Origin of the sequence: Kitasatospora purpeofusca, from assembly GCF_042691725.1 — a bacterium.
Classification (GTDB): Bacteria; Actinomycetota; Actinomycetes; order Streptomycetales; family Streptomycetaceae; genus Kitasatospora; species Kitasatospora purpeofusca_B.
Genome location: NZ_CP170483.1, coordinates 5,685,202 through 5,708,852, shown reverse-complemented (window position 1 = coordinate 5,708,852; position 23,651 = coordinate 5,685,202). Strand labels below are relative to the sequence as shown.

Annotated in this window: 26 protein-coding genes; 10 read left to right on the top strand and 16 right to left on the bottom strand. The window is 73.5% G+C overall.

Annotation, left to right across the window (positions count from 1 at the left end; genetic code table 11):
* Positions 1–27: 27 nt before the first annotated feature.
* The 3 genes from ACFCLZ_RS24645 to ACFCLZ_RS24635 form a co-directional block, all read right to left on the bottom strand.
* Positions 28–417 carry a hypothetical protein gene (locus tag ACFCLZ_RS24645; protein ID WP_380279329.1) on the bottom strand — a complete coding sequence of 130 codons (390 nt, stop codon included), beginning with the start codon at positions 415–417 and terminating at the stop codon, positions 28–30.
* 191 nt (positions 418–608) lie between these two features.
* Positions 609–1,343 (bottom strand): ribonuclease PH, encoded by a 735-nt coding sequence (rph, locus tag ACFCLZ_RS24640; protein WP_380279327.1) that lies wholly within the window; start codon positions 1,341–1,343, stop codon positions 609–611.
* Between the two features lie 168 nt (positions 1,344–1,511).
* Complete coding sequence (locus ACFCLZ_RS24635) at positions 1,512–1,745, bottom strand: glucose PTS transporter subunit EIIB (protein ID WP_063349220.1); 234 nt, start codon at positions 1,743–1,745, stop codon at positions 1,512–1,514.
* Between the two features lie 377 nt (positions 1,746–2,122).
* Here ACFCLZ_RS24635 and ACFCLZ_RS24630 point away from each other — a divergent pair, with 377 nt between their 5' ends.
* The 4 genes from ACFCLZ_RS24630 to ACFCLZ_RS24615 all read left to right on the top strand — a co-directional run bounded on the left by ACFCLZ_RS24630 (position 2,123) and on the right by ACFCLZ_RS24615 (position 7,898).
* A complete protein-coding gene (locus ACFCLZ_RS24630) occupies positions 2,123–3,412 on the top strand; it encodes a PTS transporter subunit EIIC (protein ID WP_380279325.1) in 1,290 nt (429 codons plus the stop codon).
* A 407-nt stretch (positions 3,413–3,819) separates the two neighbouring features.
* Entirely contained in the window at positions 3,820–5,097 is a 1,278-nt protein-coding gene (locus ACFCLZ_RS24625) for a PTS transporter subunit EIIC (protein WP_380279323.1), read from the top strand.
* 456 nt (positions 5,098–5,553) lie between these two features.
* The gene (locus tag ACFCLZ_RS24620) at positions 5,554–6,612 is read left to right on the top strand and encodes an LLM class flavin-dependent oxidoreductase (RefSeq protein ID WP_380279321.1); all 1,059 of its coding nucleotides are present in this window, start codon (positions 5,554–5,556) and stop codon (positions 6,610–6,612) included.
* Positions 6,609–7,898 (top strand): LLM class flavin-dependent oxidoreductase, encoded by a 1,290-nt coding sequence (locus tag ACFCLZ_RS24615; protein ID WP_380279319.1) that lies wholly within the window; start codon positions 6,609–6,611, stop codon positions 7,896–7,898. The genes ACFCLZ_RS24620 and ACFCLZ_RS24615 overlap by 4 nt, the downstream gene beginning before the upstream one ends.
* Positions 7,899–7,929: 31 nt before the next feature.
* On the opposite strand, the gene ACFCLZ_RS24610 is transcribed toward ACFCLZ_RS24615, so the two are convergent.
* Complete coding sequence (locus tag ACFCLZ_RS24610; RefSeq protein ID WP_380279317.1) at positions 7,930–8,970, bottom strand: LuxR C-terminal-related transcriptional regulator; 1,041 nt, start codon at positions 8,968–8,970, stop codon at positions 7,930–7,932.
* 142 nt (positions 8,971–9,112) lie between these two features.
* Between ACFCLZ_RS24610 and ACFCLZ_RS24605 the strand changes: the two genes are divergently transcribed.
* A complete protein-coding gene (locus tag ACFCLZ_RS24605; protein ID WP_380279315.1) occupies positions 9,113–10,030 on the top strand; it encodes a branched-chain amino acid transaminase in 918 nt (305 codons plus the stop codon).
* Positions 10,031–10,050: 20 nt separating this feature from the next.
* Here ACFCLZ_RS24605 and ACFCLZ_RS24600 read toward each other — a convergent pair whose 3' ends face one another.
* The 9 genes from ACFCLZ_RS24600 to clpS all read right to left on the bottom strand — a co-directional run bounded on the left by ACFCLZ_RS24600 (position 10,051) and on the right by clpS (position 16,228).
* Positions 10,051–10,797, bottom strand: coding sequence for an MBL fold metallo-hydrolase (locus ACFCLZ_RS24600; RefSeq protein ID WP_380279313.1), 747 nt, complete (start codon positions 10,795–10,797; stop codon positions 10,051–10,053).
* A 197-nt stretch (positions 10,798–10,994) separates the two neighbouring features.
* Positions 10,995–11,186, bottom strand: a complete 192-nt coding sequence (locus ACFCLZ_RS24595) for a MerR family transcriptional regulator (protein WP_380279311.1) — start codon at positions 11,184–11,186, stop codon at positions 10,995–10,997.
* A 156-nt stretch (positions 11,187–11,342) separates the two neighbouring features.
* Complete coding sequence (locus ACFCLZ_RS24590; protein WP_380279309.1) at positions 11,343–12,311, bottom strand: PLP-dependent cysteine synthase family protein; 969 nt, start codon at positions 12,309–12,311, stop codon at positions 11,343–11,345.
* Between the two features lie 85 nt (positions 12,312–12,396).
* Positions 12,397–12,675 (bottom strand): MoaD/ThiS family protein, encoded by a 279-nt coding sequence (locus ACFCLZ_RS24585; RefSeq protein WP_209416124.1) that lies wholly within the window; start codon positions 12,673–12,675, stop codon positions 12,397–12,399.
* Positions 12,676–12,779: 104 nt separating this feature from the next.
* Complete coding sequence (locus tag ACFCLZ_RS24580; protein ID WP_327677307.1) at positions 12,780–12,899, bottom strand: putative leader peptide; 120 nt, start codon at positions 12,897–12,899, stop codon at positions 12,780–12,782.
* A 150-nt stretch (positions 12,900–13,049) separates the two neighbouring features.
* Entirely contained in the window at positions 13,050–13,481 is a 432-nt protein-coding gene (locus ACFCLZ_RS24575) for a Mov34/MPN/PAD-1 family protein (protein ID WP_380279306.1), read from the bottom strand.
* 54 nt (positions 13,482–13,535) lie between these two features.
* Positions 13,536–14,993, bottom strand: coding sequence for an amino acid permease (locus ACFCLZ_RS24570; protein ID WP_380279304.1), 1,458 nt, complete (start codon positions 14,991–14,993; stop codon positions 13,536–13,538).
* Positions 14,994–15,237: 244 nt separating this feature from the next.
* Positions 15,238–15,822, bottom strand: a complete 585-nt coding sequence (locus ACFCLZ_RS24565) for a DUF2017 domain-containing protein (protein WP_380279302.1) — start codon at positions 15,820–15,822, stop codon at positions 15,238–15,240.
* A gap of 112 nt (positions 15,823–15,934) precedes the next feature.
* Positions 15,935–16,228: an ATP-dependent Clp protease adapter ClpS gene (gene clpS / locus ACFCLZ_RS24560; RefSeq protein ID WP_380279300.1), complete on the bottom strand. Its 294-nt coding sequence runs from the start codon at positions 16,226–16,228 to the stop codon at positions 15,935–15,937.
* A gap of 202 nt (positions 16,229–16,430) precedes the next feature.
* Between clpS and ACFCLZ_RS24555 the strand changes: the two genes are divergently transcribed.
* Together ACFCLZ_RS24555 and ACFCLZ_RS24550 are read left to right on the top strand one after the other, a co-directional pair.
* Positions 16,431–17,747, top strand: coding sequence for a nicotinate phosphoribosyltransferase (locus tag ACFCLZ_RS24555; RefSeq protein WP_380279298.1), 1,317 nt, complete (start codon positions 16,431–16,433; stop codon positions 17,745–17,747).
* Positions 17,748–18,005: 258 nt separating this feature from the next.
* Positions 18,006–18,596, top strand: coding sequence for an isochorismatase family protein (locus tag ACFCLZ_RS24550; RefSeq protein WP_380279296.1), 591 nt, complete (start codon positions 18,006–18,008; stop codon positions 18,594–18,596).
* 39 nt (positions 18,597–18,635) lie between these two features.
* On the opposite strand, the gene ACFCLZ_RS24545 is transcribed toward ACFCLZ_RS24550, so the two are convergent.
* The gene (locus ACFCLZ_RS24545) at positions 18,636–19,724 is read right to left on the bottom strand and encodes a hypothetical protein (protein WP_380279294.1); all 1,089 of its coding nucleotides are present in this window, start codon (positions 19,722–19,724) and stop codon (positions 18,636–18,638) included.
* 256 nt (positions 19,725–19,980) lie between these two features.
* Between ACFCLZ_RS24545 and ACFCLZ_RS24540 the strand changes: the two genes are divergently transcribed.
* Both ACFCLZ_RS24540 and ACFCLZ_RS24535 read left to right on the top strand, forming a co-directional pair.
* A complete protein-coding gene (locus ACFCLZ_RS24540) occupies positions 19,981–20,730 on the top strand; it encodes a hypothetical protein (protein ID WP_380279292.1) in 750 nt (249 codons plus the stop codon).
* A gap of 552 nt (positions 20,731–21,282) precedes the next feature.
* The gene (locus ACFCLZ_RS24535) at positions 21,283–21,762 is read left to right on the top strand and encodes an RNA polymerase sigma factor (RefSeq protein WP_380279290.1); all 480 of its coding nucleotides are present in this window, start codon (positions 21,283–21,285) and stop codon (positions 21,760–21,762) included.
* A gap of 49 nt (positions 21,763–21,811) precedes the next feature.
* Here ACFCLZ_RS24535 and ACFCLZ_RS24530 read toward each other — a convergent pair whose 3' ends face one another.
* Together ACFCLZ_RS24530 and ACFCLZ_RS24525 are read right to left on the bottom strand one after the other, a co-directional pair.
* Positions 21,812–22,384, bottom strand: a complete 573-nt coding sequence (locus tag ACFCLZ_RS24530) for a DinB family protein (protein WP_380279288.1) — start codon at positions 22,382–22,384, stop codon at positions 21,812–21,814.
* On the bottom strand, positions 22,381–22,854 hold the full coding sequence (locus ACFCLZ_RS24525; RefSeq protein ID WP_380279286.1) for a winged helix-turn-helix transcriptional regulator: 474 nt from the start codon (positions 22,852–22,854) through the stop codon (positions 22,381–22,383). The genes ACFCLZ_RS24530 and ACFCLZ_RS24525 overlap by 4 nt, the downstream gene beginning before the upstream one ends.
* Before the next feature lie 139 nt (positions 22,855–22,993).
* On the opposite strand from ACFCLZ_RS24525, the gene ACFCLZ_RS24520 reads away from it, so the two are divergent.
* Entirely contained in the window at positions 22,994–23,641 is a 648-nt protein-coding gene (locus tag ACFCLZ_RS24520; protein ID WP_380279284.1) for an NAD(P)-dependent oxidoreductase, read from the top strand.
* The last annotated feature ends 10 nt before the right edge of the window (positions 23,642–23,651 follow it).

The following is a 23,651-nucleotide window of genomic DNA, read 5'->3' as shown; positions in this document are numbered from 1 at the left end:
CGGTGTGATCCCGCGTCAGCCGGAGCCTCAGCCGGTGCAGGCCTTGGTGAGGTTCGAGGCGGCGTCACCGAGCGGCTTGAAGTCCGGCACCTGCTTGTTGTTGACCGCCTGCTGGACCTTGTCGACCTGGGTGCCGAGGTCGGTGATGGCCTGGGCGACGTCGGTGTCCTTGGAGTTCTTGCCCAGCTGGTCGAGGTCGTTCTTCAGCTTCTGCAGCGCCTGCCCGGCGGCGGCCGCGTCGTTGCTCGCGTTGCCGTAGGCGTCGCTGACCTCCTTGATGTCACCGGTGATCCTGACGGCGGTGTTGCCGCAGTCGATCGCCTTCTGCGCGGCGGAGCAACTGACCGCGCTCAGCGGGAGGATGGCGATCAGTCCGGCCACCGCGAGCATGGTGGGGCGGGCGATGTTCTGGGGCATCCGGTCCTCCTGGGTGCGCGGTTCCGGAAGGGAAGGACGCGCGCTGAGGGGTGCGCGGTTCCCGCAAACGGGTGCTGCGGGAACCGTACGGGCATCGGACCCGGCCTGTACAGCGGCCGGGCCCGGCGCCCGGGCATTTCCGGAAACCGAAGCGGAACCGGTACCTCAGGGGGAGGAGCGGGCCTGCGGGGTCAGCCCTCCAGCTCGCCGAGGACCTTGCGCTGGACCTCGTCGAGCTCGGCGCAGCCGAGGGTGCCGAGGTCCAGCAGCCGGTCGAGCAGCGCGCGGTCGAAGGGGGCGCCCTCGGCGGTGCCCTGGACCTCGACGAAGCGGCCGTCGGCGGTGCAGACGATGTTCATGTCGGTCTCGGCGCGGACGTCCTCCTCGTACTGGAGGTCGAGCATCGGGACGCCGTCGATGATGCCGACGCTGACGGCGCTGACCCCACCGGTGATCGGCTTGCCCTTGGCGCGCAGCAGCTTGCGCTCGCGGGCCCAGTTGACGGCGTCGACGAGCGCGACGTAGGCGCCGGTGATGGCGGCGGTGCGGGTGCCGCCGTCGGCCTGGAGGACGTCGCAGTCGAGGACGATGGTGTTCTCGGCGAGGGCGCGGTGGTCGACCACGGCGCGCAGCGAGCGGCCGATGAGCCGGCTGATCTCGTGGGTGCGGCCGCCGAGGCGGCCCTTGACGGATTCGCGGTCGCCGCGGGTGTTGGTGGCCCGCGGGAGCATGGAGTACTCGGCGGTGACCCAGCCCTCGCCGCTGCCCTTGCGCCAGCGCGGGACGCCCTCGGTGACGCTGGCGGTGCACAGCACCTTGGTGTCGCCGTAGGAGATGAGGACGGAGCCTTCGGCGTGCTTGCTCCAGCCCCGTTCGATGGTGACGGGGCGGAGCTGGTCGGGGGTGCGGCCGTCGATGCGTGACATAGGCACCGAGCGTAGTCGGTTTCGGCGGGTGCTCCGGGTACGCCCCGAGGCGTCCCGAGGCGTCCGGGTCTGCCCGGACGGGCGGTGTCCGGTGCCCGGACGTGCCACGGCCCGCCGCCCCGGGGAGGGGTCGGCGGGCCGGACGTGTGCGAGCCTGGCGGGCTCAGCTCACATCATGTCCTCGATGTCGGCGGCGATCGGGTCGGCGTCGGTGCCGATGACGACCTGGATCGCGGTGCCCATCTTCACGACGCCGTGGGCGCCGGCGGCCTTCAGCGCGGCCTCGTTGACCAGGGAGGCGTCCTTGACCTCGGTGCGCAGGCGGGTGATGCAGCCCTCGACCTCTTCGATGTTGTCGATGCCGCCCAGACCGGCGACGATCTTCTCAGCCTTGCTGGCCATTGCTTTCTCCCTCTGTCTCGGCCCGTCGGCTGCTCTGCCGGGTGCCGTCCTGCGCGGTGACCTCGGTCGCGGTGACGCGGGGTCAGTGGTCGGTCGTGCCGTGGCACGCTGCCGGAGCAGCGCGACCAGCATGACCCGAGCCAGACCGTTATGCCACGTTAGTCCACTTTTGGCCCATCTCGGCGCGCATGCTCCGGGCCGGCGGCCGAGGATGACGAGCAGTGGGGCCGTCTCCCGGCGCGCCGCCTGCGTCCCAAAAGTGGTCTACACCAATATATGTGCACTCCGACGAACGCAGGAACGGCCCCGGGTGTTCCCGGTCCCCGCCCGAGGCCCCGGCGGGCCTGCGGCCGGCCACTGCACCCGGAGGGCGAAGGATGAGTTCGGCAGGCGCCACAGCGTCGCAGACCACGTGGTGGCACACCTTCTACGGCGGCCTCCAGAAGATGGGCCGCTCGCTCCAGCTGCCGGTGGCGGTGCTCCCGGCCGCCGGCATCCTCAACCGGCTCGGGCAGCCCGACGTCTTCGGCAAGGACGGCCTGGGCTGGGACAACGTCGCCAAGGTGTTCGCGGCGGCCGGCGGCGCACTGCTGGACTCCTCGTTCGGCCTGCCGATGCTGTTCTGCATCGGCGTCGCGATCGGCATGGCGAAGAAGGCCGACGGGTCGACGGCGCTGGCCGCGGTGGTCGGCTTCCTCGTCTACTACAGGGTGCTGCACGCCTTCCCGGAGCACTGCAAGCCGCCGACCGTCCTGGTGAGCGACCAGTGCGTGGACTACACCTCGGCGAAGGCGGCGATCGCGACGTACCAGAACCCGGGCGTGCTGGGCGGCATCCTGCTCGGCCTGATGTCGGCCTGGCTCTGGGTGCGCTTCCACCGCACCAAGCTGGTCGACTGGCTGGGCTTCTTCAACGGCCGCCGGCTGGTGCCGATGATCACCGCCCTGGTGGGCATGCTGCTCGCCGTGGTGGCGCTCTGGGTCTGGCCGCCGATCGGCCGCGGCCTCAACTCGTTCAGCCAGACCCTCGCCGACCTGGGCGCGGGCGGCGCGGGCATCTTCGGCGTGGCCAACCGGGCCCTGCTGCTGATCGGCATGCACCAGTTGCTGAACACCTTCGTCTGGTTCCAGTTCGGCGAGTACACCAAGCCCGACGGCATGATCGTGCACGGCGACATCCCGCGCTTCCTGGCGGGCGACCCGACCGCCGGGCAGTTCCAGTCGGGCTTCTTCCCGATCATGATGTTCGCGCTGCCGGCCGCCGCGCTGGCGATCGCCCACTCGGCGAAGCCGCACCGGCGCAAGGAGATCTACGGCCTGATGCTCTCGGTCGGCCTGACCTCCTTCGTGACCGGCGTCACCGAGCCGATCGAGTACTCCTTCGCCTACATCGCCCCGGCGCTGTTCGGCGTGCACGCCCTGCTGACCGGCGCGTCGATGGCCGTCACCTGGGGGCTCGGGGTGCACGACGGCTTCAGCTTCTCGGCCGGCCTGATCGACTACGTGATCAACTGGGGCCTGGCCACCAAGCCGTGGCTGATCATTCCCATCGGCCTCTGCTTCGCCGCCGTGTACTACGCCCTCTTCCGCTTCATCATCGTGAAATTCGACCTGAAAACACCGGGGCGCGAGGACGAGAGCGAGGTCGAGGACGTGACCAAGGCATAAACCGAGCGTCACCGCGCAGAATCCGAAAAGGCCCCCGGACCGTCGGTCCGGGGGCCTTCGGCATATCCGGGCCGGCCGATGGTCCCGACGCGAACGCAGACCGGCGCGGCGCCGACGGGCCGTCGGTGACGAGCCGGTGACCTGCCGTGGAGCACTCGGCCGCCCCGGCTTTTTGTTGCGCAAATAGCCAAAATGCCAATCACGGCGGGTAATCAAGATCGTTGATCCACAAGTAGGTTTCGATTTCATAGCGCTTCCCAGCTGCGGCGCTTTCAAGGGTTCCCCGGCCCCTCCACCCGTGCTACAAAACTGGTCTACACCACGTGTGGTGTAGACCAGTTCGCGGTTCGGCCCCCTGTGCACCGTCCCCCCGACCGACCCGCCCTTGCCGTTAGGAACCCACCCCCATGAGTCAGTCTGCGCAGGCACCGGCGCCCGCCACGGCTCCGGCCACACCCAGTCCCGCCAAGAAGTTCGGCCAGAACCTGCTCCAGGGTCTGCAGAAGATCGGCCGCAGCCTCCAGCTGCCCATCGCCGTTCTCCCCGCCGCCGGTCTGCTGATGCGTCTGGGCCAGGACGACGTCTTCGGCAAGGACGGCCTCGGCTGGAACAAGGTCGCGGCGGTCTTCGCCACCGCCGGCAACGGCGTCTTCGACAACCTGCCGCTGCTCTTCGCGGTCGGCATCGCCATCGGCTTCGCCAAGAAGGCCGACGGCTCGACCGCCCTGGCCGCCCTGGTCGGCTTCCTGGTCTACAAGAACGTGCTGACCGCGTTCCCGATCACCGAGGGCCACATCGCCGACGGCAAGTGGGTCGCCGCGACGTACCAGAACCCCGGTGTCCTCGGCGGCATCGTGATCGGTCTGCTCAGCGCCGTACTGTGGCAGAAGTACCACCGCACCAAGCTGGTCGACTGGCTCGGCTTCTTCAACGGCCGCCGCCTCGTCCCGATCATCATGGCCTTCGTCGGCACCGCCGTCGGTGTCCTGTTCGCCCTGACCTGGGGCCCCATCGGCGACGCGATCAAGAGCCTGAACGACAGCCTCATCGGGGCCGGCGCGTTCGGTGCCGGCGCCTTCGGCCTGGTCAACCGCGGTCTGCTGCCGGTCGGCATGCACCAGTTCGTGAACTCCTACGCCTGGTTCCAGACCGGTGACTTCACCAAGGCCGACGGCACCGTCGTGCACGGCGACCTGACCCGCTTCTTCGCCGGCGACCCGACCGCCGGACAGTTCATGTCGGGCTTCTTCCCGATCATGATGTTCGCGCTGCCGGCCGCCGCCTTCGCCATCGCCCACACCGCCAAGCCGCACCGCCGCAAGGCCGTCACCGGCATGATGCTGTCGCTGGCGCTGACCTCCTTCGTGACCGGTGTCACCGAGCCGATCGAGTTCTCCTTCGTCTTCATCGCCCCGCTGCTGTACGTGATCCACGCCGTCCTCACCGCCGTCTCGATGGCCCTGACCTGGGCGCTCGGCGTGCACGACGGCTTCACCTTCTCCGGTGGTCTGATCGACTACCTGCTCGCCTGGAGCAAGGCCACCGACCCGTGGATCATCATCCCGCTCGGCTTGGCGTTCGCCGCCCTGTACTACTTCCTGTTCCGCTTCGCGATCGTGAAGTTCGACCTCAAGACCCCCGGTCGCGAGGACGACGACGAGATCGAGGACGTCACCAAGGCCTGACGCCCGAAAACCACCGCACGCCGCTCACGGCCCCGCCCCGCCACCCGCTCCCCGGGTGGCGGGGCGGGGCCGTTCGCGTGCCCGGGCGCGTCCGCCCGGGTGTCCGCGGCGGCGGCCGCCCGCTGAGACGGTGGTTGACGAACACACGGACCCGCTGGTCAACTGAAGCGGTGAACGCCCCCCGTCCGCTGGTGACCCGCAGCCACATCGACTTCGGTCGCGTGTGGTCCGCGGCGTGTCGCGGCTGACCCGAGCGTTCCCCCCGCCGCCGCCCGGCTGACGTCCCCGCCGCGCGCCCGGCCCCCGCACCACCCCGTCACCCGCGCCCGCCCGTCCCCCGGACGGGCCGGCCCGTGCCCGCGCGCACCCGCCCGCCCGTCCCCGTCCCCCGGGGCCGCGGGCCGGTCCGCGACCGCCGCCCGCACCGCTTCCCTCCCAGGAAAGTCAAGGCCGCCCATGCCCCGCCAGCTGCACCTCTCCGCCGCCCTCGACAGCCCCGGCCACGTCGACGCCGCCCACTTCACCGCCCTCGCCCGGCTCGCCGAACGGGCCGCCCTCGACTTCGTCACCCTCGACGACTCCTACGCCCCCGAACCGCGCCGGCTCGACGCGCTCGCCACCTTCGCCCGGCTCGCCCCGGTCACCCGCGGCCTCGGCCTGGTCCCGACCGTCACCACCACCCACACCGAGCCATTCCACACCTCCCTCTCGGTCAACACCCTGGACTGGGTCAGCGAGGGCCGGGCCGGCTGGCTGGTCGGCGTCTGCGACACCGAGGCCGAGGCCCGGGCCTTCGGCCGCAAGGGCACCGCCCCGGCCGACGAGCTCTGGTCCGAGGCCGCCGACGCCGCCGAGGTCGCCACCCGGCTCTGGGACAGTTGGGAGGACGACGCCGAGATCCGCGACACCGCCACCGGCCGCTTCGTCGACCGCGCCAAGCTCCACTACATCGACTTCGAGGGCCCGCACTTCTCCGTCCGCGGCCCCTCCATCACCCCCCGCCCGCCGCAGGGCCGCCCGGTCGTCGCGGTCGGCGTCGCCGCCGCCGACCTCGCGCCGGACGCCGGCCCCGGCGGCCGCGCCCGGGTCGCCACCGCGGCCCGCTACGCCGACGTCGTCCTGCTCGACGCCCCCGACCGGGCCGACCGGCTCACCGCCGCCACCGAACTGCGGCTGCGCGGCGGCGAGGCGCTGCGGATCCTGGCCCGGATCCCGGCCGCGCTCCCCGACGACACCGCGATATCCGCCCTGCTCACCGAGGTCACCGAGGGCGGCGGCGGGGTCGACGGCTTCCACCTGGTGCCCGCCGACCCGGCCCGGGACCTCGCCGCGCTCGCCGACCACGTGGTGCCCGCGCTGCGCGAGCGCGGACTGTTCCGGGCCGGCTACACCGGCCGCACCCTGCGCGAGCACCTCGGCCTGGCCCGTCCCGCCAGCCGCTACGCGCTCGCCGCGACCATCGCCGCCCCCGCCGCCCCGACCTCCCCCGCCGTGACCGCCGAGGTGACCCGATGACGGACCGCCCGCTCAAGCAGATCCACCTCGCCGCGCACTTCCCCGGCGTCAACAACACCACCGTGTGGAGCGACCCGGCCTCCGGCAGCCAGATCGCCTTCGACTCCTTCCGCCACCTCGCCGCGACCGCCGAACGCGGCCGGTTCGACTTCTTCTTCCTCGCCGAGGGCCTGCGACTGCGCGAGGTCAAGGGCCGGATCCACGACCTGGACGTGGTCGGCCGCCCCGAGTCGATCACCGTGCTCGGCGCGCTCGCCGCCGTCACCACCCATCTCGGGCTGGCCGCGACCGTGAACGCCACCTACAACGAGCCCTACGAACTGGCCCGCCGGTTCGCCTCCCTGGACCACCTCTCCGGTGGCCGCGCCGCCTGGAACGTGGTCACCTCCTCCGACGCCTTCACCGGCGAGAACTTCCGCCGCGGCGGCTACCTCGACCGCGCCGACCGCTACACCCGGGCCGCCGAGACCGTCGCGCTCGCCCGGGAGTTCTGGGACGCGGCGGGCGCCGGCACGGTCCGCCACCAGGGGCCGCAGTTCGACGTCGAGGGCACCCTCTCGGTGCCCCGGCCGCCGCAGGGCCACCCGGTGGTGATCCAGGCCGGCGACTCCGCCGAGGGCCGGGAGTTCGCCGCCGCCACCGCCGACGTGATCTTCAGCCGGCACTCCACCCTGGCGGCCGGCCAGGCCTTCCACGCCGACGTCAAACGGCGACTGGCCGCGTACGGGCGCAAGCCGGACGAGCTGAAGATCATGCCGGGGGTCACCTACGTCCTGGGCGACACCGAGGAGGAGGCCGTCGAGCGGGCCGCCGCGATCCGCCGCGCCCAGGTGAGCCCGGCCACCGCGATCAACTACCTGGAGCAGGTCTGGGGCATCGACCTCTCCGACCACGACGTGGACGGCCCGCTGCCGGCCGTCGACCCGGTCCGCGACTCTGCCCTCGTCCAGGGCCGCACCTCGCTCGGCGACCCGCTGGAGGTCGCCGCCGGGTGGCGCGCGGTGGCCGCCGAGAAGGGACTCAGCAGCCGTGAACTGGTGATCGAGGTGACCGGCCGGCAGAGCTTCATCGGCACCCCGGCGGCCGTCGCCGCCCAGATCGACCACTACGTGCAGAACGACGCCGCGGACGGCTTCATCCTCGTCCCGCACCTCACCCCGGGCGGGCTGGACGACTTCGTCGACCGGGTGGTGCCGCTGCTCCAGGAGCGCGGGGTGCTGCGCACCGAGTACTCCGGGACGACGCTGCGCGACCACCTCGGCCTGCCGGTCCCCGGACGGCACTGAGCCGCCGCCCGGCCCCGGCGCCCGGTGGCGGTCAGACCCGGCCCAGCCGGGCGGCGTGCACGCCGGCCTGGAAGCGGCTCTCCGCGCCCAGGCCGGCGGTCAGCTCGGCGACCAGCCGGCGCACCGTGCGCTCGGACAGCTCCAGCTTGCGGGCGATCGCCGCGTCGGTCCGGCCGGCCGCCAGCAGCCGCAGCACCTCGGCCTGCCGCTCCGTCATCGCCTCCGCCTCGGGCAGGAGTTCGGCGGGCGTCCAGGCGGCCGACCAGAAGTACTCGAACAGCTCGGCGACCAGCGCGACCAGGGCCGGCTCGCGCACCACCACGGCGGCCTCCGCGACCGGGGCGTCCCCGCCCGGCCCGGCGCCCGGGGCGGGCAGGATCGCCAGCCGGGCGTCCACCACGATCAGCCAGAGCGGCAGCGAGTGGGCCACCCGGATCCGCGCCCCGGCCGCGGTCAGCTCCCGGACGTGCCCGAGCACGGTCGGGCGGCGCAGCGCGGCCGCCGGGTGGATGGTGCGCAACGCGGCGCCGTGCGCGAGGGCGAGGCGTTCCCGGGCGAGCTTGCCCGCCAGGGCGGGGCCGGAGAGGTCCTGGCCCGGGCGCAGCGAGAGCGCCTCGGTGCGGGCGCCGCGGGCGGCGTCCTCCAGCAGGGCGGCGATCCGCCCGGCGCCGCGGACGACCTCCAACGCGGTGCCGGCGCGGTGCCGTTCCTGGACGGGCAGGTAGCCGGTGTGCAGCCGGTCCACCGCCTCGCGGGCCCGGTGCAGGGCGCCGACCAGGTCGGTGACCTGGCGGTCGGCGTCGAGCAGCAGTTGCCGAACGGCGGTGTCGACGGACACGGCGGCCCGGTCGGCACCCGTGTCCGCACCCGAGTCCGAAGCCCGGCCCGGGTCCGGGTCCGGGACGCGGCCGCCCGCGGCGGGCTGGAGCAGGCCGAGGGCGAGCAGTTCGGCGGTGGCGGCGGCGAGCCGCCGGTCGTCCCAGTCGGGGAGCAACTCGCCGGGCGGGCGGCCGGGTTCGGCGAGCAGGCGGGCGTAGAGCCGGGCGGCGTCCCGGTCGGCGGGGCTCTCCATCGGCGCAGCCTAGTGACGCCCCGCGCCCGCCCGCGCGGGGTTTCCACCCTGCGAGACGGGCCGCTTCCGCTCCCGGCCATGGCCGGTTCCGGCAGCGGTCCGGGCGCTGACCGCAGGCGCCGCGGTGGCCAGGATGGCGCCCATGACCGATCTTCCCGAGGCTTCGACGATCTGGCTGGACGGTGCCCTGGTGCCCTGGCACGCGGCGACCACGCACGTCCTCACCCACGGCCTGCACTACGGCACGGGGGTGCTGGAGGGCACCCGGGCGTTCGCCACGGCGGACGGTCCGGCGGTGTTCCGGCTGCCCGAGCACCTGCGCCGGCTGGAGCGCAGCGCGCGCATGCTGCGGATGGAACTGCCGTACGGCGTGGCCGACCTGGCGGCGGCCACCGTCGACCTGGTGCGGGCCAACGGGCACCGCTCGTGCTACCTGCGCCACTTCGCCTTCCTGGGCTACGGCGCGATGGGCCTGGACATGCGCTCCTCGCCGACCACCACGGCGATCGCGAGCTGGGAGTGGCACGCGCAACTCCCGGACGCGCAGGGCGGGATCAGGCTGAAGACGAGCAGCTGGCGGCGGACCGACCCGAACGCGGTGCCGCCCGCCGCCAAGGCGACCGGCCCGTACCTGAACTCGGTGCTGGCCCGGCGGGAGGCGACCGACGCGGGCTACGACGAGGCGCTGCTGCTCGGCGCGGACGGCGCGGTGAGCGAGTGCACCGGTGAGAACGTGTTCGTCGTCCGCGACGGGGTGCTGCGCACGCCGCCGGCGAGCGCGGGCGCCCTGGAGGGGATCACCCAGGACACCGTGCTGACGCTGGCCCGGGACCTGGGCGCGGCGGTGCGGGTGGAGTCGCTGCTGCGCTCGGACCTGTACGCGGCGGACGAGGTGTTCGTGTGCGGGACGGCGGCCGGGGTGGTGGCGGTGCGCTCGCTGGACGACCGGGAGCTGCCGGCCGCCCCGGGTCCGCTGACCGCGCGGCTGCGCGCGGCGTACGAGGCGGCGGTGACCGGTGCGGACGGGCGCTACCGGCACTGGCTGACGTACGTGGGGTGAGCCGACCTGCCCGGGACGGGTCAGAGCCGGTAGACCGCGCCGGGCCGGGCGAGGTCGACCGGCCCGGCGTAGGCGGCGGCCGCGTCCCGCCGGTTCAGCTCGGCGTCCGTCCACGGCGGGATGTGGGTGAGGACCAGTCGGCGGGCGCCGGCCGCGGTGGCGTGCTCGCCGGCCTCGCGGCCGTTGAGGTGGACGGCCCGGTAGGTGTCGCGGCCGTCGAGGTAGGCGGCCTCGCACAGGAAGAGGTCGGTGTCCCGGGCGAGCTCCACGAGGTCGGCGCTCTCGCCGGTGTCACCGGAGTAGACGAGGCTGCGGCCGCCGTGTTCGAGCCGGAAGGCGAAGGCGTCGACGGGGTGGTTGACCTGGGCGACGTCGATCCGCAGCGGGCCGAGGTCGAAGCGGCCGGGGGTGAGGGTGCGGAACTCGAACACCTCCTTCATCCCCGGGTTCTCGGGCATGTCGTAGGCGCGGGCCAGCCGGGCGGCGGTGCCGGCCGGGCCGTAGACGGGCATCGGGTCGGGGCAGCCCTCGGCCCGGTAGTTGCGGGCGACCCAGTAGGCGCACAGGTCGACGCAGTGGTCGGCGTGCAGGTGGCTGAGCAGGACGGCGTCGATGTCGTAGATCGAGACGTACTTCTGGAGGGCGCCGAGCGCCCCGTTGCCGAGGTCGAGCACGACGCGGTAGCCGCCGGCCTCCACCAGGTAGCTGGAGCACGGCGAGTCGGCCGACGGGAAGCTCCCCGAGCACCCCACCACGGTCAGTTTCATCCGAGCCCCTCCGCCCCGACACGTCCTGGCTGTCGCTGGTCATGACAGCGGGCCGGGAATACCGGCCGGAGGCGCTGCCCTGCGCGTGTTGTCGAGAGTAAGGGCGGACCGGCGCTTTGCCCCCGTCTCCGTGCCGTGCTGTGGCTGGAATCACCAGAACGCCGGGGAGGCGGGGGCGGGGGCGCCGCGGTGGCGCGTCAGCGGTGGCCGGGGCGCCGGCGGGCCCAGGCGCGGATGGTCCCGGGGTACCAGCGGGGGTGCCCGCCGGCGTCGACCACGTCCGGTTCGGGCAGCAGGCCGTGGCGCCGGTAGGTGCGCACGGTCTCGGGCTGGACGTTGATGTGGCGGGCGATCTCGGTGTACGACCACAGGTCGGAGCCGCGGCTCACGGGTCACCTCCGCTGGTGCGTGGGGGACGTTCGTGAACAGCCTTTCCGCCCGGCCCGCGAACCTCGGCCCCGGACCGGACACCGTGGTCGTACCGTGACGAACCGGGGGCAGGACACGGACAATGCCCGGTCGTCACGACCGGGGCCGCGGCCGGCTCAGGCCCAGAGCTGGCCCTGCAGCGCCTCGACGGCGGCCTCGGTGGACTCGGCGGTGTAGATGCCGGTGGACAGGTACTTCCAGCCGCCGTCGGCGACCACGAAGACGATGTCGGCGCGCTCGCCGGCCTGGGCGGCCTTGCGGCCCACCCCGATCGCCGCGTGCAGGATCGCGCCGGTGGAGACGCCGGCGAAGATGCCCTCCTCCTGGAGGAGTTCGCGGGTGCGCCGGACGGCGTCGGCGGAGCCGACCGAGAAGCGGGTGGTGAGCACCTCGGCGTCGTACAGCTCGGGGACGAAGCCCTCGTCGAGGTTGCGCAGGCCGTAGACCAGGTCGTCGTAGCGCGGCTCGGCGGCGACGATCCGCACCCCGGGGACCTTCTCGCGCAGGTAGCGGCCGACGCCCATGAGGGTGCCGGTGGTGCCGAGGCCGGCCACGAAGTGGGTGACGGTGGGCAGGTCGGCGAGGATCTCGGGGCCGGTGCCGGTGTAGTGGGCGCCGGCGTTGTCGGGGTTGCCGTACTGGTAGAGCATGACCCAGTCGGGGTGCTCGGCGGCGGTCTCCTTGGCGATCCGCACGGCGGTGTTGGAGCCGCCGGCGGCGGGCGAGGAGATGATCTCGGCGCCCCACATGCGGAGCAGTTCGCGCCGCTCCTCGCTGGTGTTCTCGGGCATCACGCAGACCATCCGGTAGCCCTTGAGCTTGGCCGCCATGGCCAGCGAGATGCCGGTGTTGCCGCTGGTGGGTTCGAGGATCGTGCAGCCGGGGGTGAGCCGGCCGTCGGCCTCGGCGCGCTCGATCATGTGCAGCGCCGGGCGGTCCTTGATGGAGCCGGTGGGGTTGCGGTCCTCCAGCTTGGCCCAGAGGGTGACCAGGCCCTCGGTGTTCCCGGGCACCGCGGCGGACAGCCGGGGCAGGCGGACCAGCGGGGTGTTGCCGACGGCTTCGAGCGGGCTGTCGTAGCGCAAGGGGTCCTCCGGCGGGCGGCGGTGGGGTTCGGTACGGGCGGCCCGCCCCGTCCCGGGCGGTGCGCGGGACGGGGCGGGCGGGTGGTCAGCGGGCGCCGCCGGCCACGGCGGGCAGGATGGTGACGCTGTCGCCGTCGGCGAGCGCGGTGGAGATGCCCTCCAGGAAGCGGACGTCCTCGTCGTTCAGGTAGACGTTGACGAAGCGGCGCAGCTCGCCGCCCTCCAGCAGGCGGGCGGCGATGCCCGGGTGGCGGGCGTCGAGGTCGTGGAAGAGTTCCCCGAGGTTGCTGCCGGTGCCCTCGACGGCCTTGGCGCCGTCGGTGTAGGTGCGGAGGATGGTCGGGATGCGGACCTCGATGGCCATGGGTGCGCTCCTGTGCGAGTCGTGAGGTGGGTGGGCCGCAGCGGGCGCGGCAGGGCGTTGCGGGCCGGGGCAGTGGTCTCCGCGGGCGGGCCGGGGCGGGTGGCTCAGCGCGAGCGCGCCGGCGTGCCGGGACAGATCGCACTGGCGAGCCGGCACAGGTCGACGTGCAGGCGCGCCACGAGGCGGGTGCCCGGGGCCTGGGTGCTCACATCGACGGAACGCATGGGCTCATCGTATAGATTCCCGGGCCCGCTCCTCCATGCCCGTCTCGGGATACGGATGAGTTCGTCCCCCATGTCGAGACCGGCCGAAAACGGCAACGGCCCGCCGACCGCTCGCGGACGGTCGGCGGGCCTCGCCCAGGTGGGTGCGGGTCAGGCCGGGTAGGCCTCGACGACCTGGACGTCTTCCTCCGTGATCACACCGTCCACGATGCGGAACGAGCGGAACTGGTACGGGTCGTCCGCACCGTTGCCCTCGGCGGTCGAGACCAGGACGTAGTGGGCGTTCGGCTCGGAGGCGTAGCTCACGTCGGTGCGCGAGGGGTAGGCCTCGGTGGCGGTGTGCGAGTGGTAGACGATCACCGGCTCCTCGTCCCGGTCGTCCATCTCACGGTAGAGCTTGAGCAGGTCACCCGAGTCGAACTCGTAGAAGGTCGGCGAGCGGGCGGCGTTGAGCATCGGGATGAACCGCTCGGGGCGACCACTGCTCTCCGGCCCGGCGACGACACCACAGGCCTCGTCCGGGTGGTCGGCGCGGGCATGGGCGACGATCGCGTCGCGCAGTTCTCGGGTGATGGTCAGCATGGCGCCAGGATAGCCACGCCCCGGCGGCGGACCGCCGGGGCGTCCGAGGCGCGGTCAACGGGTCCCGGTGCCGCCGTCGCCCGGCACGTGCAGGTGGTCGTGGGCGACCGCGTGCACCGCGGCGGGGGTGCGGCGGCGCAGTCCCCGGTAGCCGGCGACCAGCAGCACGGCCCAGACCGGAAAGACGTACAGCGAGATCCGGTTGGACCTGTCCAGGGCGATCAGCACGACCACCAGCACCAGGAAGGCCAGCGCCGCCCAGCTGCTCCAGGCGCCGCCGGGGGCCTTGAAGGTCGGCGGCGGCAGGTGGCCGCCCTTCCAGGCCCGGCGGTAGCGGATCTGGCAGATGAGGATCATCGCCCAGGTCCACAGGCCGCAGACGGTGGCGACCGAGGTGATGTACTCGAACGCCTTGGCCGGGACGAGGTAGTTGAGCACCACGCCGACGCCCATCAGCAGCGAGGAGGCGGTGATCGCGGCGGCAGGGCTGCGGTGCCCGTTGAGCCGGGTGAGCTGCCCGGGGGCCTGGCCGCGCAGGGCGAGGTCGCGCAGCATCCGGCCGGTGGAGTACATGCCGGAGTTGCAGGAGGAGAGCGCGGCGGTGAGCACCACGAAGTTGATGATGCCGGCCGCGGCGGGGATGCCGATCTTGCCGAAGGTGGCGACGAACGGGCTGACGCCGGGCTGGAACTCGGTCCACGGCACCAACGACAGGATGATGACCAGGGCGCCGATGTAGAACAGCGCGATCCGCCACGGCAGGGTGTTGATGGCCCGCGGGAGGGTCTTCTTCGGGTTCTCGCTCTCGCCCGCGGTGACGCCGACGAGTTCGACGCCCAGATAGGCGAACATGACGATCTGCAGGGTCATCACGGTGGCGCCGATGCCCTTGGGGAAGAAGCCGCCGTCCTGCCAGAGGTGGGTGATCGAGGCGGTGTCGCCGGCGTCGCTGAACCCGAGGGTGAGCACCCCGATGCCGATCAGGATCATGCCGATGATCGCGGTGACCTTGACCATGGAGAACCAGAACTCGATCTCGCCGAAGATCTTCACCGAGATCAGGTTGGCCCCGTAGAGGAGCATCAGGAAGAAGAGCGCGCAGAGCCACTGCGGGATCCCGGGCGCCCAGAACTTCACGTAGACGGCCGCGGCCGTGGTTTCCGCCATGCCCGTGACAACCCAGAAGAGCCAGTACGTCCAGCCCGTCACATAGCCGGCGAAGGGCCCGAGGAACTCCCGCGCGTACTCGGCGAAGCTGCCGGCCACCGGGCGGTAGGTGAGCAGTTCGCCGAGCGCCCGCATGATCGCGAAGATCGCCACGCCGGCGACCGCGTAGGACAGGATCAGGCTGGGGCCCGACTTCGAGATCGCGGTGCCCGCGCCGAGGAAGAGGCCGGTGCCGATCGCACCGCCGATCGCGATCATCTGGATCTGGCGGCTGCCCAGACCCCGGTGGTAGCCCTCCTCGTCCGGTTGGGCGTCGACGACCTCGTCGTAGAGCTGTTCGGCCATGCTGCACCGTCCTGGATGGGGTTTTCGCCGCTGGGACTCGTGGGGGTGGGGGGAGCAGTCGTACCACGCACGGTCCGGATACCGGTGTCCATCTGAGCGATATTTGAGCATGCCCCGATAGGGTTTCGCCCGTTTTGAGCGGAAAAGCCCCGACCATGCGTCCAATATGCGGACGAGTGGTCGGGGCCTGCCCCGAACAGGGGGAGACTCGCTCCGGGGCGAGCCCCCGGAGCGACCGCGGGCCTCAGTCGGTGACCGCCTCCAGCAGCGACTCCTGCAGGGCGCCGAGCCACAGGTAGGCCATCACCAGCGGCTTGCGGTCGTCGGCGTCCGGCAGGTCGTACAGGCCCCGCTCGTCGTCCTCGGTGACCTCCAGCCGCACGCCCAGGGTCAGCCGCAGGTCGTTGAGCGCGCCCAGCCAGCGCAGGCACGCGGCGGAGTCCAGGCTGACCGTGCCGCCCTCGCCGCCCAGGCCGTCCAGCGCCCGCACGACGTGCAGCGCGTCGTCCCGCTTGCGGGCGCGCAGGTCCAGCTCGGTGTAGCGGCGGAACTCCCCGGCGGCCTCGCGGGACTCCGCGTCGGCCGGCCCCTGCGGGTCCCCGTAGGCGTCCGGGAAGAGCCGGGCGAGCGCCGGGTCGTCCGGCGCCTTGGTCGGCCCCTCGGCGAACAGCGCCGCCAGCGGGTCGTCGGACCCCTCCCCGTCGCCGCCGGGGCCGGGACCGATCAGCTCCAGCATCTGCACTTCCAGCGAGCGCAGGATGGAGGCCTCCAGCTCGTCCAGCGCGAGCACCGCGCCCCCGCCGCCGGCACTCTCGAACAACCCAGCCATCGGTATCGGTCAGCCCGTCCTCGTCGGTTCCAGTGGTCCGCGGCCGCGCGGGCCGCCGCCGCGGCCGGCCATACGGCCGTTCGTGCGGTCAGTCGTTCGGCCGGTCGTGCCGTCAGTCGTGCTGCAGGGTCGCCCAGAGGCCGTAGCCGTGCATCGCCTGCACGTCGCGCTCCATCTCCTCGCGCGAGCCGCTGGAGACCACCGCCCGGCCCTTGCTGTGCACCTCCATCATCAGCTTCCGGGCCTTGTCCTTCGGATAGCCGAAGTAGGCCTGGAAGACGTACTGGACGTAGCTCATCAGGTTGACCGGATCGTTGTGGACGATGGTGACCCACGGGGTGTCCGGCTCCGTCACCGGTACGCCCTCGACCTCCGGGCGCTCGATCTCCACGGGCGCGACACTCACCGCCGGATCCCTCCTGCCGCTCAGTTCGGTTCCCGGATGGCTCCCACCCGGCCGTCACGTGACTTCCACGTGCCCCTCCTGCCCCATGCTGCCATCCGGGGGACCGGCGGGCGATTCCGCCCCCGGGGACGGCGGCGCGCTGGACGGATCCCCGCGCCGAGAAATCGTCACACTGACGCTAAGGGGTAGTAGCATCATCCGCATGGACGCCACTTCCGTGCCCGCGGCCGGCTCGACCGCGCTGCTCACCGACCGCTACGAGCTCACCATGCTGCAGGCCGCCCTGCGCAGCGGAGCGGCGCACCGCCGCTCCGTCTTCGAGGTGTTCACCCGTCGGCTGCCCGCCGGGCGGCGCTACGGCGTGCTGGCCGGCACCGGCCGGGTCCTGGACGCGGTGGAGAACTTCCGCTTCACCTCCGCCCAGCTCGGCTGGCTCGCCGACCGGCGCGTGGTCGACGAGGACACCCTGCGCTTCCTCGCCGACTACCGGTTCACCGGCGACATCCACGGCTACCCCGAGGGCGAGGTCTACTTCCCCGGCTCGCCGCTGCTCACCGTCGAGGGCAGCTTCGCCGAGGCGGTGATCCTGGAGACGGTGATCCTCTCGATCCTCAACCACGACTCGGCGATCGCCGCCGCCGCCTCCCGGATGACCTCGGCGGCCGGCGGCCGCCCGGTGATCGAGATGGGCGCCCGCCGCGCCCACGAGCGGGCCGCCGTCGCCGCCGCCCGCGCCGCGTACGTGGCCGGCTTCGCCGCCACCTCCGACCTGGAGGCCGGCTTCACCTACGGCATCCCGACCACCGGGACCGCCGCGCACGCCTTCACCCTCGTCCACGACACCGAGCGGGACGCCTTCCGCGCGCAGATCGACTCGATGGGCCGGGGCACCACCCTGCTGGTCGACACCTTCGACCTGCGCGAGGCCGTGCGCACCGCCGTCGAGGTGGCCGGCACCGAACTGGGCGCGGTCCGGATCGACTCCGGCGACCTCACCCTGCTCGCCCACCGGGTCCGCCGCCAGCTCGACGAACTCGGCGCCACCGGGACCCGCATCATCGTCACCTCCGACCTCGACGAGTACGCGATCGCCGCACTCGCCGCCGCCCCGGTGGACGGCTACGGCGTCGGCACCAGCCTGGTCACCGGCAGCGGGGAGCCGACCTGCGCGATGGTCTACAAGCTGGTCGCCCGCGCCGCCGGACCCGACGGCCCGCTGGTCCCGGTCGCCAAGCGCGCGGCCGGCGGCAAAACCAGCATCGGCGGGCGCAAGTGGGCGGCCCGGCGGCCCGACGCGGACGGCGTCGCCGAGGCCGAGGTCGTCGGCACCGGGCCGATCCCGGACGCCCTGGCGCCGCACCTGGTGCAGGTGCCGCTGGTCAAGGCCGGCGAGATGGTCGGCCGGGAGACGCTGGAGGCCGCGCGCGAGCGGCACGTCCGGGCGCGGGCGGCGCTGCCGCTGTCGGCCACCCAGCTCTCCAAGGGCGACCCGGTGCTGGCGACCGAGCTGCACGTGTGAGGCCGGCCGCGCGCCGCGGTGGCCCGTGGCCGCTTCATGCCCGCTTCATGGCCGCTCTCGCGGGCGGTTCGTGGACGGTTCGTGGACGGTTCGCGGGCGGTTCGCGGACGGGGGGAGGGTCGGGCGCGCCCCGGGCCTTCCGCCTCCGGATGCCACTGCCTACAGTCGACCGTAGAGTTCCCCCGTACGGACCATGAGGCCCCCTCACGTCCGCTCCCCCGTCCTCCGCAGGACCCACCAGACCGAGGAATGCCAGCCATGCACCGGGCACTGATCGTCGTCGACGTGCAGAACGACTTCTGCGAGGGCGGCAGCCTGGCCGTCGCCGGCGGGGCCGAGGTGGCCGCCGCGATCACCGACCTCATAGCCGAGTCCGCGCCCGGCTACCGGCACATCCTCGCCACCCGCGACAACCACATCGACCCGGGCGAGCACTTCTCCGACGACCCCGACTACGTCCGCAGCTGGCCGGCGCACTGCGTCGCGGGCACCGAGGGGGTGGGCTTCCACCCCAACTTCGCGCCGTCCGTCACCTCCGGCGCGATCGAGGCGGTCTTCGACAAGGGCGCCCACGCGGCGGCGTACAGCGGCTTCGAGGGCGTCGACGAGAACAGCCGCGGACCGGCCGAGTGGCTGCGCGAGCGGCAGGTCACCGAGGTGGACGTGGTCGGCATCGCCACCGACCACTGCGTCAAGGCCACCGCGCTGGACGCGGTGCGGGCCGGGTTCACCACCCGGGTCCTGCTCGACCTGACCGCCGGGGTGGCCGCGCCGACCACCGCCGCCGCGCTGGACGAGCTGCGGGCGGCCGGGGTGGAGCTGGTCGGCACGCCGGTCGTCGGGGGCTGAACACCCGCGCACCGGCGGCGGCTGCGGTTCCCCCGGTGCTCACCCCCCGGTGACCAGCAGCTCCACCACGTCGGTCCCGCCCCGCCGGAACGCCTCGCGCAGCTCGGCGCCGACCGCGTCCGGGTCCTCGGCCAGCCGCGTGCCGGAGACGTACACCACCCGCACCCCCAGGTACTCCATCCGGTGCCGGCCGCCGCGCGCCCAGGCCGCCTCGCCCTCGCTGACGCAGCGCAGCTCCGGGTCGACCTCGACCGCGACGCCCGCCTCCGGCCAGTAGAGGTCCGGGACGGCGACGTAGGTGCCGCCGCGCATCCGCAGCTCCGGACCGGTCATCGGGACGGGCAGCAGCCACTCGCCCGCCAGCTCGCCGACCCGCTCCCGCACCCGGTCCCGCTCGGCGGCCAGCAGGCCGTCCAGTACCGCCCGCACCCGGAGGTCGGCGACCAGCCCGGACTCGGCCAGCTCGGCGGCCAGCTCGCGCAGTGAGCAGCGCAGCTCGGGGCGGCGGACGGCCTCGCAGAGCACCTCCCGGACCGGCGCCGGCCCGACCGCTCCCCCGCCGGACCGGCCGTCGGCCCGCTCGCCGTCCCGCTCGCCGGACGTCCACTCGCGCAGCGCGTCGGCGACCGCCCGGGCCACCGGCGCGCAGGCCAGCCCGTGCACCGAGCGGGCCACCAACTCCCGCTCGGTGCGCCGGATCCGCACCTCGCCGACGTCCTTCAGCCGCCGCTGGCGGGGCACCAGCACGTCCACCCCGGTGACGGCGGGCAGCCGGGGCACCGCGGCGAAGCCGTACAGCGCGAGCGCGGCCGGGCCGGTGATCACCGCGCCCTCGCGGCGGGCGTCCTCCCGGCCGTTCCCCCGGCCACCCTCCCGGCCGCCCTCCCGGCCGCTCTGCGCCGCGTACAGCAGCGCCGCCCACATCCGCTGCTCCGGCGAGGGGTGGCCGGACTGCAGCAGGTAGACCCGGGGCAGCAGCCGCTGCCAGGGGCCGCCGCGGCGGCAGTGCTCGCTGATGATCCGGGCCGGCACACCCCGGGCGCGCAGCTGGCCGGCGGTGAGCACGTTCTGCTGACGGCGCGCCAGTTCCTCCAGGGACGGCGGCGGCATGGGAATCCGGTAGTTCATGCCGACACCATCCCCAACACCCCGGGGCCGGTCGCGGCCGCCTGACGCACTGTTACCCAACCGTCGCGAAACCGGGATCAGGCTGCACTAAAGTCCTCATACCCTCACCCATTCGGAGGAATGGGTGATCATCTGCTTGTCATACTCGATCATCATCGATCAGCCACCAGGTCGTCTGACCCTGCGTGATCAAGCACATACGGCGAAGTCACCTCCGGGCGTCACTCCAGCCCGCCGGATTGCCTACCCTTAGTACATGTCACGTGACGAGACCGCCGGCCTCCGCGCGGCCCAGCTCCGGCTCGGACGCCTGCCCGGATACGTCCGCCGGCCGGACCCGGCCCGCCGTAGCGGCGCAGAGGGCCATACCTACAAGAAGGGTTGGGAGGTCCGCTTCACCGCTCGCAGCGAGGCGGAGATAGCCGAGATCCGCGACCTCGTGGTCGCCGCCGGATTCGCCCCCGCCCGCCCCTTCTTCAAGGGCCATCAGCTGATCCAGCCCGTCTACGGGATGGCCGCAGTCCAGGCCTACCTGGCGGCTAGACAGGTGGCCGAGGAACACGCGGCGCGCACCGCCGACGGGCGGGCGGCCCGGCGGGGCTCCGGGGCGGCCCGCCTCCGCTCCGCCACCAAGGCCGCGCACGAGGCCGTCCACGAGACCGTTCACGAGGCCGCCCGCGCGACGGCCCGCGAGGAACAGGAGGCCCAACAGGCCCAGCAGACCCAGGAGATCCAGGAGATCCAGAAGAACCGGCAGGACGCCGGGCGGGAGGGCGTGGAGCACGCGACCGCGGAGCACGGGGCCGCGGACGTCCGGGGACGGGAGCACGAGCAGGACCGGCTGAGCGCCGCCACGGAGGCGGCCGGGACCGCAGGGGCCGCGGCTGCGGCGGCCGCGCGACTCGCCCGCCGGCGGGCGGTCGAGGCGTTCCCCGCCCAGCTCGCCCGAGGCGCCTCGCCGGACGACCGGATCACCTCGGCGGAGGGTCGCCGCACCAACTCCTGACAGTTCGTCAACTTTCCACTCGTACACGGCGATCCACCGTCGACGGGCCGGGCACGCGGGACGCGTGCGACGGGGCCGGCCCACCGCCCCGCCCCCTCCATGGGGGCGCCGTCACCGGGCCCTCGCGCGGCATCGCCGCAGCCCGGCGGGGTCCGGCGCGGCCCGACCGGCGCGCGAACGGTGGTGCGCCCGGTGGTGCGGGCGCGGCTTCGCGCCGCAGGCGTGGACGAGAACCGCCGAACCGCCTACGGTGGCACATCACACCCTCTGCGGTGGCGCGCCGCCGGGCCGCCGCCACCGGCCGTGCCACCCCGCTGACCGGCCACGAAGCCCCGCCCCCACGCCTCTGACACCACTGCGCACCGCTCCTCGCCCCTCCGCCACCGCCGCACCGCCCGCCGACCCCCGTCCGGCCCACCGCCGGAACCGGCCGTGCGGCGGCGCCTTCCGGGCAATCCGGCCGATTGGTCACCCAGCGCACCGAGCGCCTACCGTAGAGTGAGCACAGATGATCGACCGTCAGAAGCCCATCTCACTTGCCGAGAAGCCGAGATGACCTCACGTCAAGACAGCACCGCCGAGCCGCCGACGGGGGCCGGTGAACCCGCCGTACCGCTGGAGTTCGCGGCGTTCTGCGAGCTGCACCGACCGCGGTACCTCAGCTATGCCCGGGTCTGGCTGCCCGACCCGGACCTCGCGGCCTACGCCGTCCGCCAGGCCTTCGCCGAAATCGCGGTCCAGTGGCGCGAGTTGCTGGGAAGCTCCAACCCCACCGCGCACGCCTGGCAGATCCTGCGCGACACCGTCGGCGACCACACCCGGCAGAGCGGCCTGCCCTCCGGCCGCCCCGACGCCCAGGACCGGCCCGACACCCACGACCGGCCCGGCCGGCCCGCCGACGACGACCTCGCCATCCTGCACTACGTCGTCGGCCTCGCCGCACCGGAGATCGCCGACGTCATCGGCACCGACACCGCCAGCGTGGCCGGCCGGCTCCGCCGCACCATGCTGCGCGAGGCCTCCGGCTGGTGAGTCCCGGACCGGGACGACCGTGAGCCGGTGACGCCCCTCGCCGGCTCCCTCAGACGCGCTCGCCCGTGACGTCGTACAGGTGGTGGACCGGATCGTGGACCAGGTACTGGGCGAACGACTCCACCGTGAAGCGCGCCCCGTCGCTGCGGCTGCCGGTGCGCGCCCACTGCACGCCCGACACCCCCGCGAACCCCGCCGCCAGCACCTCCGCGGCCCGCGCCAGCTCCCCCGCCACCACGGCCGGCTCCTGCTCCCCGTACCGCTCGGCGACGGCCGTCGCGTCCTGGTCCCAGTTGGGGAACAGCGGGTCGTCCTCGTCCAGCATCAGGTTCAGCCGGACGTGGAACAGCCGGAGGACGTCCCGGACGTGGCACGCGTATTCGAGGTCCGACCAGATCTCCGGACGCGGACGGCGGCGCAGCGCCTCCGGATCCCCGGCCAGCACCCCCGCCCAGCCCGTCGCGTTGGCCCGGATCGTCCCGGCCACGTCCTCCCGGCCGACCGCGCCGGCGTCCAGCCCGCAGTCCGCGCAGGGGCGCTCCAGCACCCAGGTCCAGTCCTTGGTGTCGGGGACGATCGCGTCGTCGCCGGTCGTGCCGCTCAGGTGATCCGAAGTGGTCATGCGCCCAGGATGGCCGGGCCCGGACCGCTCCCACCAGCGGCGTCAGCGCCAGGGGCCGCCGAAATCCTGCCAGCCCCGCCGCCCCCGCCGCCCCCGCCGCCCTCGAAGGCCTCGCGGGCCGCGAGCAGGTCGGCCAGGTTGGCCCGGCTCCAGTCGCACACCGCGTCCATCGGCCCCAGCAGCGTCCGGCCGAGCGGCGTCAACGCGTACTCCACCCGCGGCGGGTTCTGCGCGTACTCCGTTCGGTTGACAACGCCGTCCTGCTCCATCGACCGCAGCGATTCGGCCAGCACCTTCGCCGTGATCCCCACCAACGGCACCCGCAGCTCCGAGAACCGGCGCGGGCCGCCCTCCAGACAGCGCACGATCTTCCACGCCCACTTCCGGCCGCCCAGGACGGGCATCCGCTGCACCGGGCAGTGCGGGTCGAAGAAGTCCGACGGCAACGGCGCGGGCGCGGTCCTGGTCATGCCCCGACGGTAACCGAACGGGCGTGCCCGCCGGTACCGTTGAAGTAACCGGCACCCCCCGTTCTACCGTCACGGCAACGGCGGGCGGCGACCAGCGCCCCCGCCCGGCACCGCCCCTGACGAACGGACGGAGACACCCGTGAACCCCGCCATCGATCTCATCGTGTTCGGCGCCGGCGGCCAGGTAGGCCGCGCCGTGGTCGCCGAAGCCCGCCGACGCGGCCTGACCGTCACCGCCGCCGTCCGTGCCCCCGAACGGCACGCCGACCTGGCCGGCCCCGGGACCACCCTGGTCCGCTGCGACGTCACCGACCCCGACGCCGTCGCCACCGCCGCCCTCGGCCACGCCGCCGCGGTCAGCAGCGTCTACACCCCCGACGTCCCCTCCGTCGCCTTCTACCCCGCCGCGGTCCGCGCCCTGGTCGCCGGCCTCGGCACCGCCGGCGTCCACCGGCTCGTCCACGTCGGTGTCGCCACCACCCTGGAGACCGCCCCCGGCGTCGCCCTCCACGACGACCCCGCCTTCCCCGCGGCCCACCGCGCCTTCTCGCTCGGCCACGCCGCCGCCCTCGACCTCCTCCGGGACTCCCCCGCCACCCTCGACTGGGTCGTCGTCACCCCGCCCCTCGACCTCGACCGCACCGCCCCCGGCACCGGCCACTACCGGACGGGCGGCCCGCAGGTCCTCGGCGCACGGATCGCCCAGGCCGACCTCGCCGCGGCCGTCACCGACCAGCTCACCGGCCCGGCCGCCCACCACCGCGAACAGATCGCCGTCGCCGAGTGACCCGCCCGGC

Coding starts and splice junctions, on each gene's coding strand:
- ACFCLZ_RS24635 (WP_063349220.1), bottom strand. CDS start 1,745: ATGGCCAGCAAGGCTGAGAAGATCGTCGCCGGTCTGGGCGGCATCGAC.
- ACFCLZ_RS24565 (WP_380279302.1), bottom strand. CDS start 15,822: ATGGCTGGGTTGTTCGAGAGTGCCGGCGGCGGGGGCGCGGTGCTCGCG.
- ACFCLZ_RS24615 (WP_380279319.1), top strand. CDS start 6,609: ATGACGGACCGCCCGCTCAAGCAGATCCACCTCGCCGCGCACTTCCCC.
- ACFCLZ_RS24625 (WP_380279323.1), top strand. CDS start 3,820: ATGAGTCAGTCTGCGCAGGCACCGGCGCCCGCCACGGCTCCGGCCACA.
- ACFCLZ_RS24630 (WP_380279325.1), top strand. CDS start 2,123: ATGAGTTCGGCAGGCGCCACAGCGTCGCAGACCACGTGGTGGCACACC.
- ACFCLZ_RS24600 (WP_380279313.1), bottom strand. CDS start 10,797: ATGAAACTGACCGTGGTGGGGTGCTCGGGGAGCTTCCCGTCGGCCGAC.
- ACFCLZ_RS24605 (WP_380279315.1), top strand. CDS start 9,113: ATGACCGATCTTCCCGAGGCTTCGACGATCTGGCTGGACGGTGCCCTG.
- ACFCLZ_RS24525 (WP_380279286.1), bottom strand. CDS start 22,854: ATGACCAGGACCGCGCCCGCGCCGTTGCCGTCGGACTTCTTCGACCCG.
- ACFCLZ_RS24580 (WP_327677307.1), bottom strand. CDS start 12,899: ATGCGTTCCGTCGATGTGAGCACCCAGGCCCCGGGCACCCGCCTCGTG.
- ACFCLZ_RS24555 (WP_380279298.1), top strand. CDS start 16,431: ATGGACGCCACTTCCGTGCCCGCGGCCGGCTCGACCGCGCTGCTCACC.
- ACFCLZ_RS24550 (WP_380279296.1), top strand. CDS start 18,006: ATGCACCGGGCACTGATCGTCGTCGACGTGCAGAACGACTTCTGCGAG.
- ACFCLZ_RS24585 (WP_209416124.1), bottom strand. CDS start 12,675: ATGGCCATCGAGGTCCGCATCCCGACCATCCTCCGCACCTACACCGAC.
- ACFCLZ_RS24575 (WP_380279306.1), bottom strand. CDS start 13,481: ATGCTGACCATCACCCGAGAACTGCGCGACGCGATCGTCGCCCATGCC.
- ACFCLZ_RS24535 (WP_380279290.1), top strand. CDS start 21,283: ATGACCTCACGTCAAGACAGCACCGCCGAGCCGCCGACGGGGGCCGGT.
- ACFCLZ_RS24530 (WP_380279288.1), bottom strand. CDS start 22,384: ATGACCACTTCGGATCACCTGAGCGGCACGACCGGCGACGACGCGATC.
- ACFCLZ_RS24570 (WP_380279304.1), bottom strand. CDS start 14,993: ATGGCCGAACAGCTCTACGACGAGGTCGTCGACGCCCAACCGGACGAG.
- ACFCLZ_RS24540 (WP_380279292.1), top strand. CDS start 19,981: ATGTCACGTGACGAGACCGCCGGCCTCCGCGCGGCCCAGCTCCGGCTC.
- ACFCLZ_RS24645 (WP_380279329.1), bottom strand. CDS start 417: ATGCCCCAGAACATCGCCCGCCCCACCATGCTCGCGGTGGCCGGACTG.
- ACFCLZ_RS24610 (WP_380279317.1), bottom strand. CDS start 8,970: ATGGAGAGCCCCGCCGACCGGGACGCCGCCCGGCTCTACGCCCGCCTG.
- rph (WP_380279327.1), bottom strand. CDS start 1,343: ATGTCACGCATCGACGGCCGCACCCCCGACCAGCTCCGCCCCGTCACC.
- ACFCLZ_RS24620 (WP_380279321.1), top strand. CDS start 5,554: ATGCCCCGCCAGCTGCACCTCTCCGCCGCCCTCGACAGCCCCGGCCAC.
- ACFCLZ_RS24545 (WP_380279294.1), bottom strand. CDS start 19,724: ATGAACTACCGGATTCCCATGCCGCCGCCGTCCCTGGAGGAACTGGCG.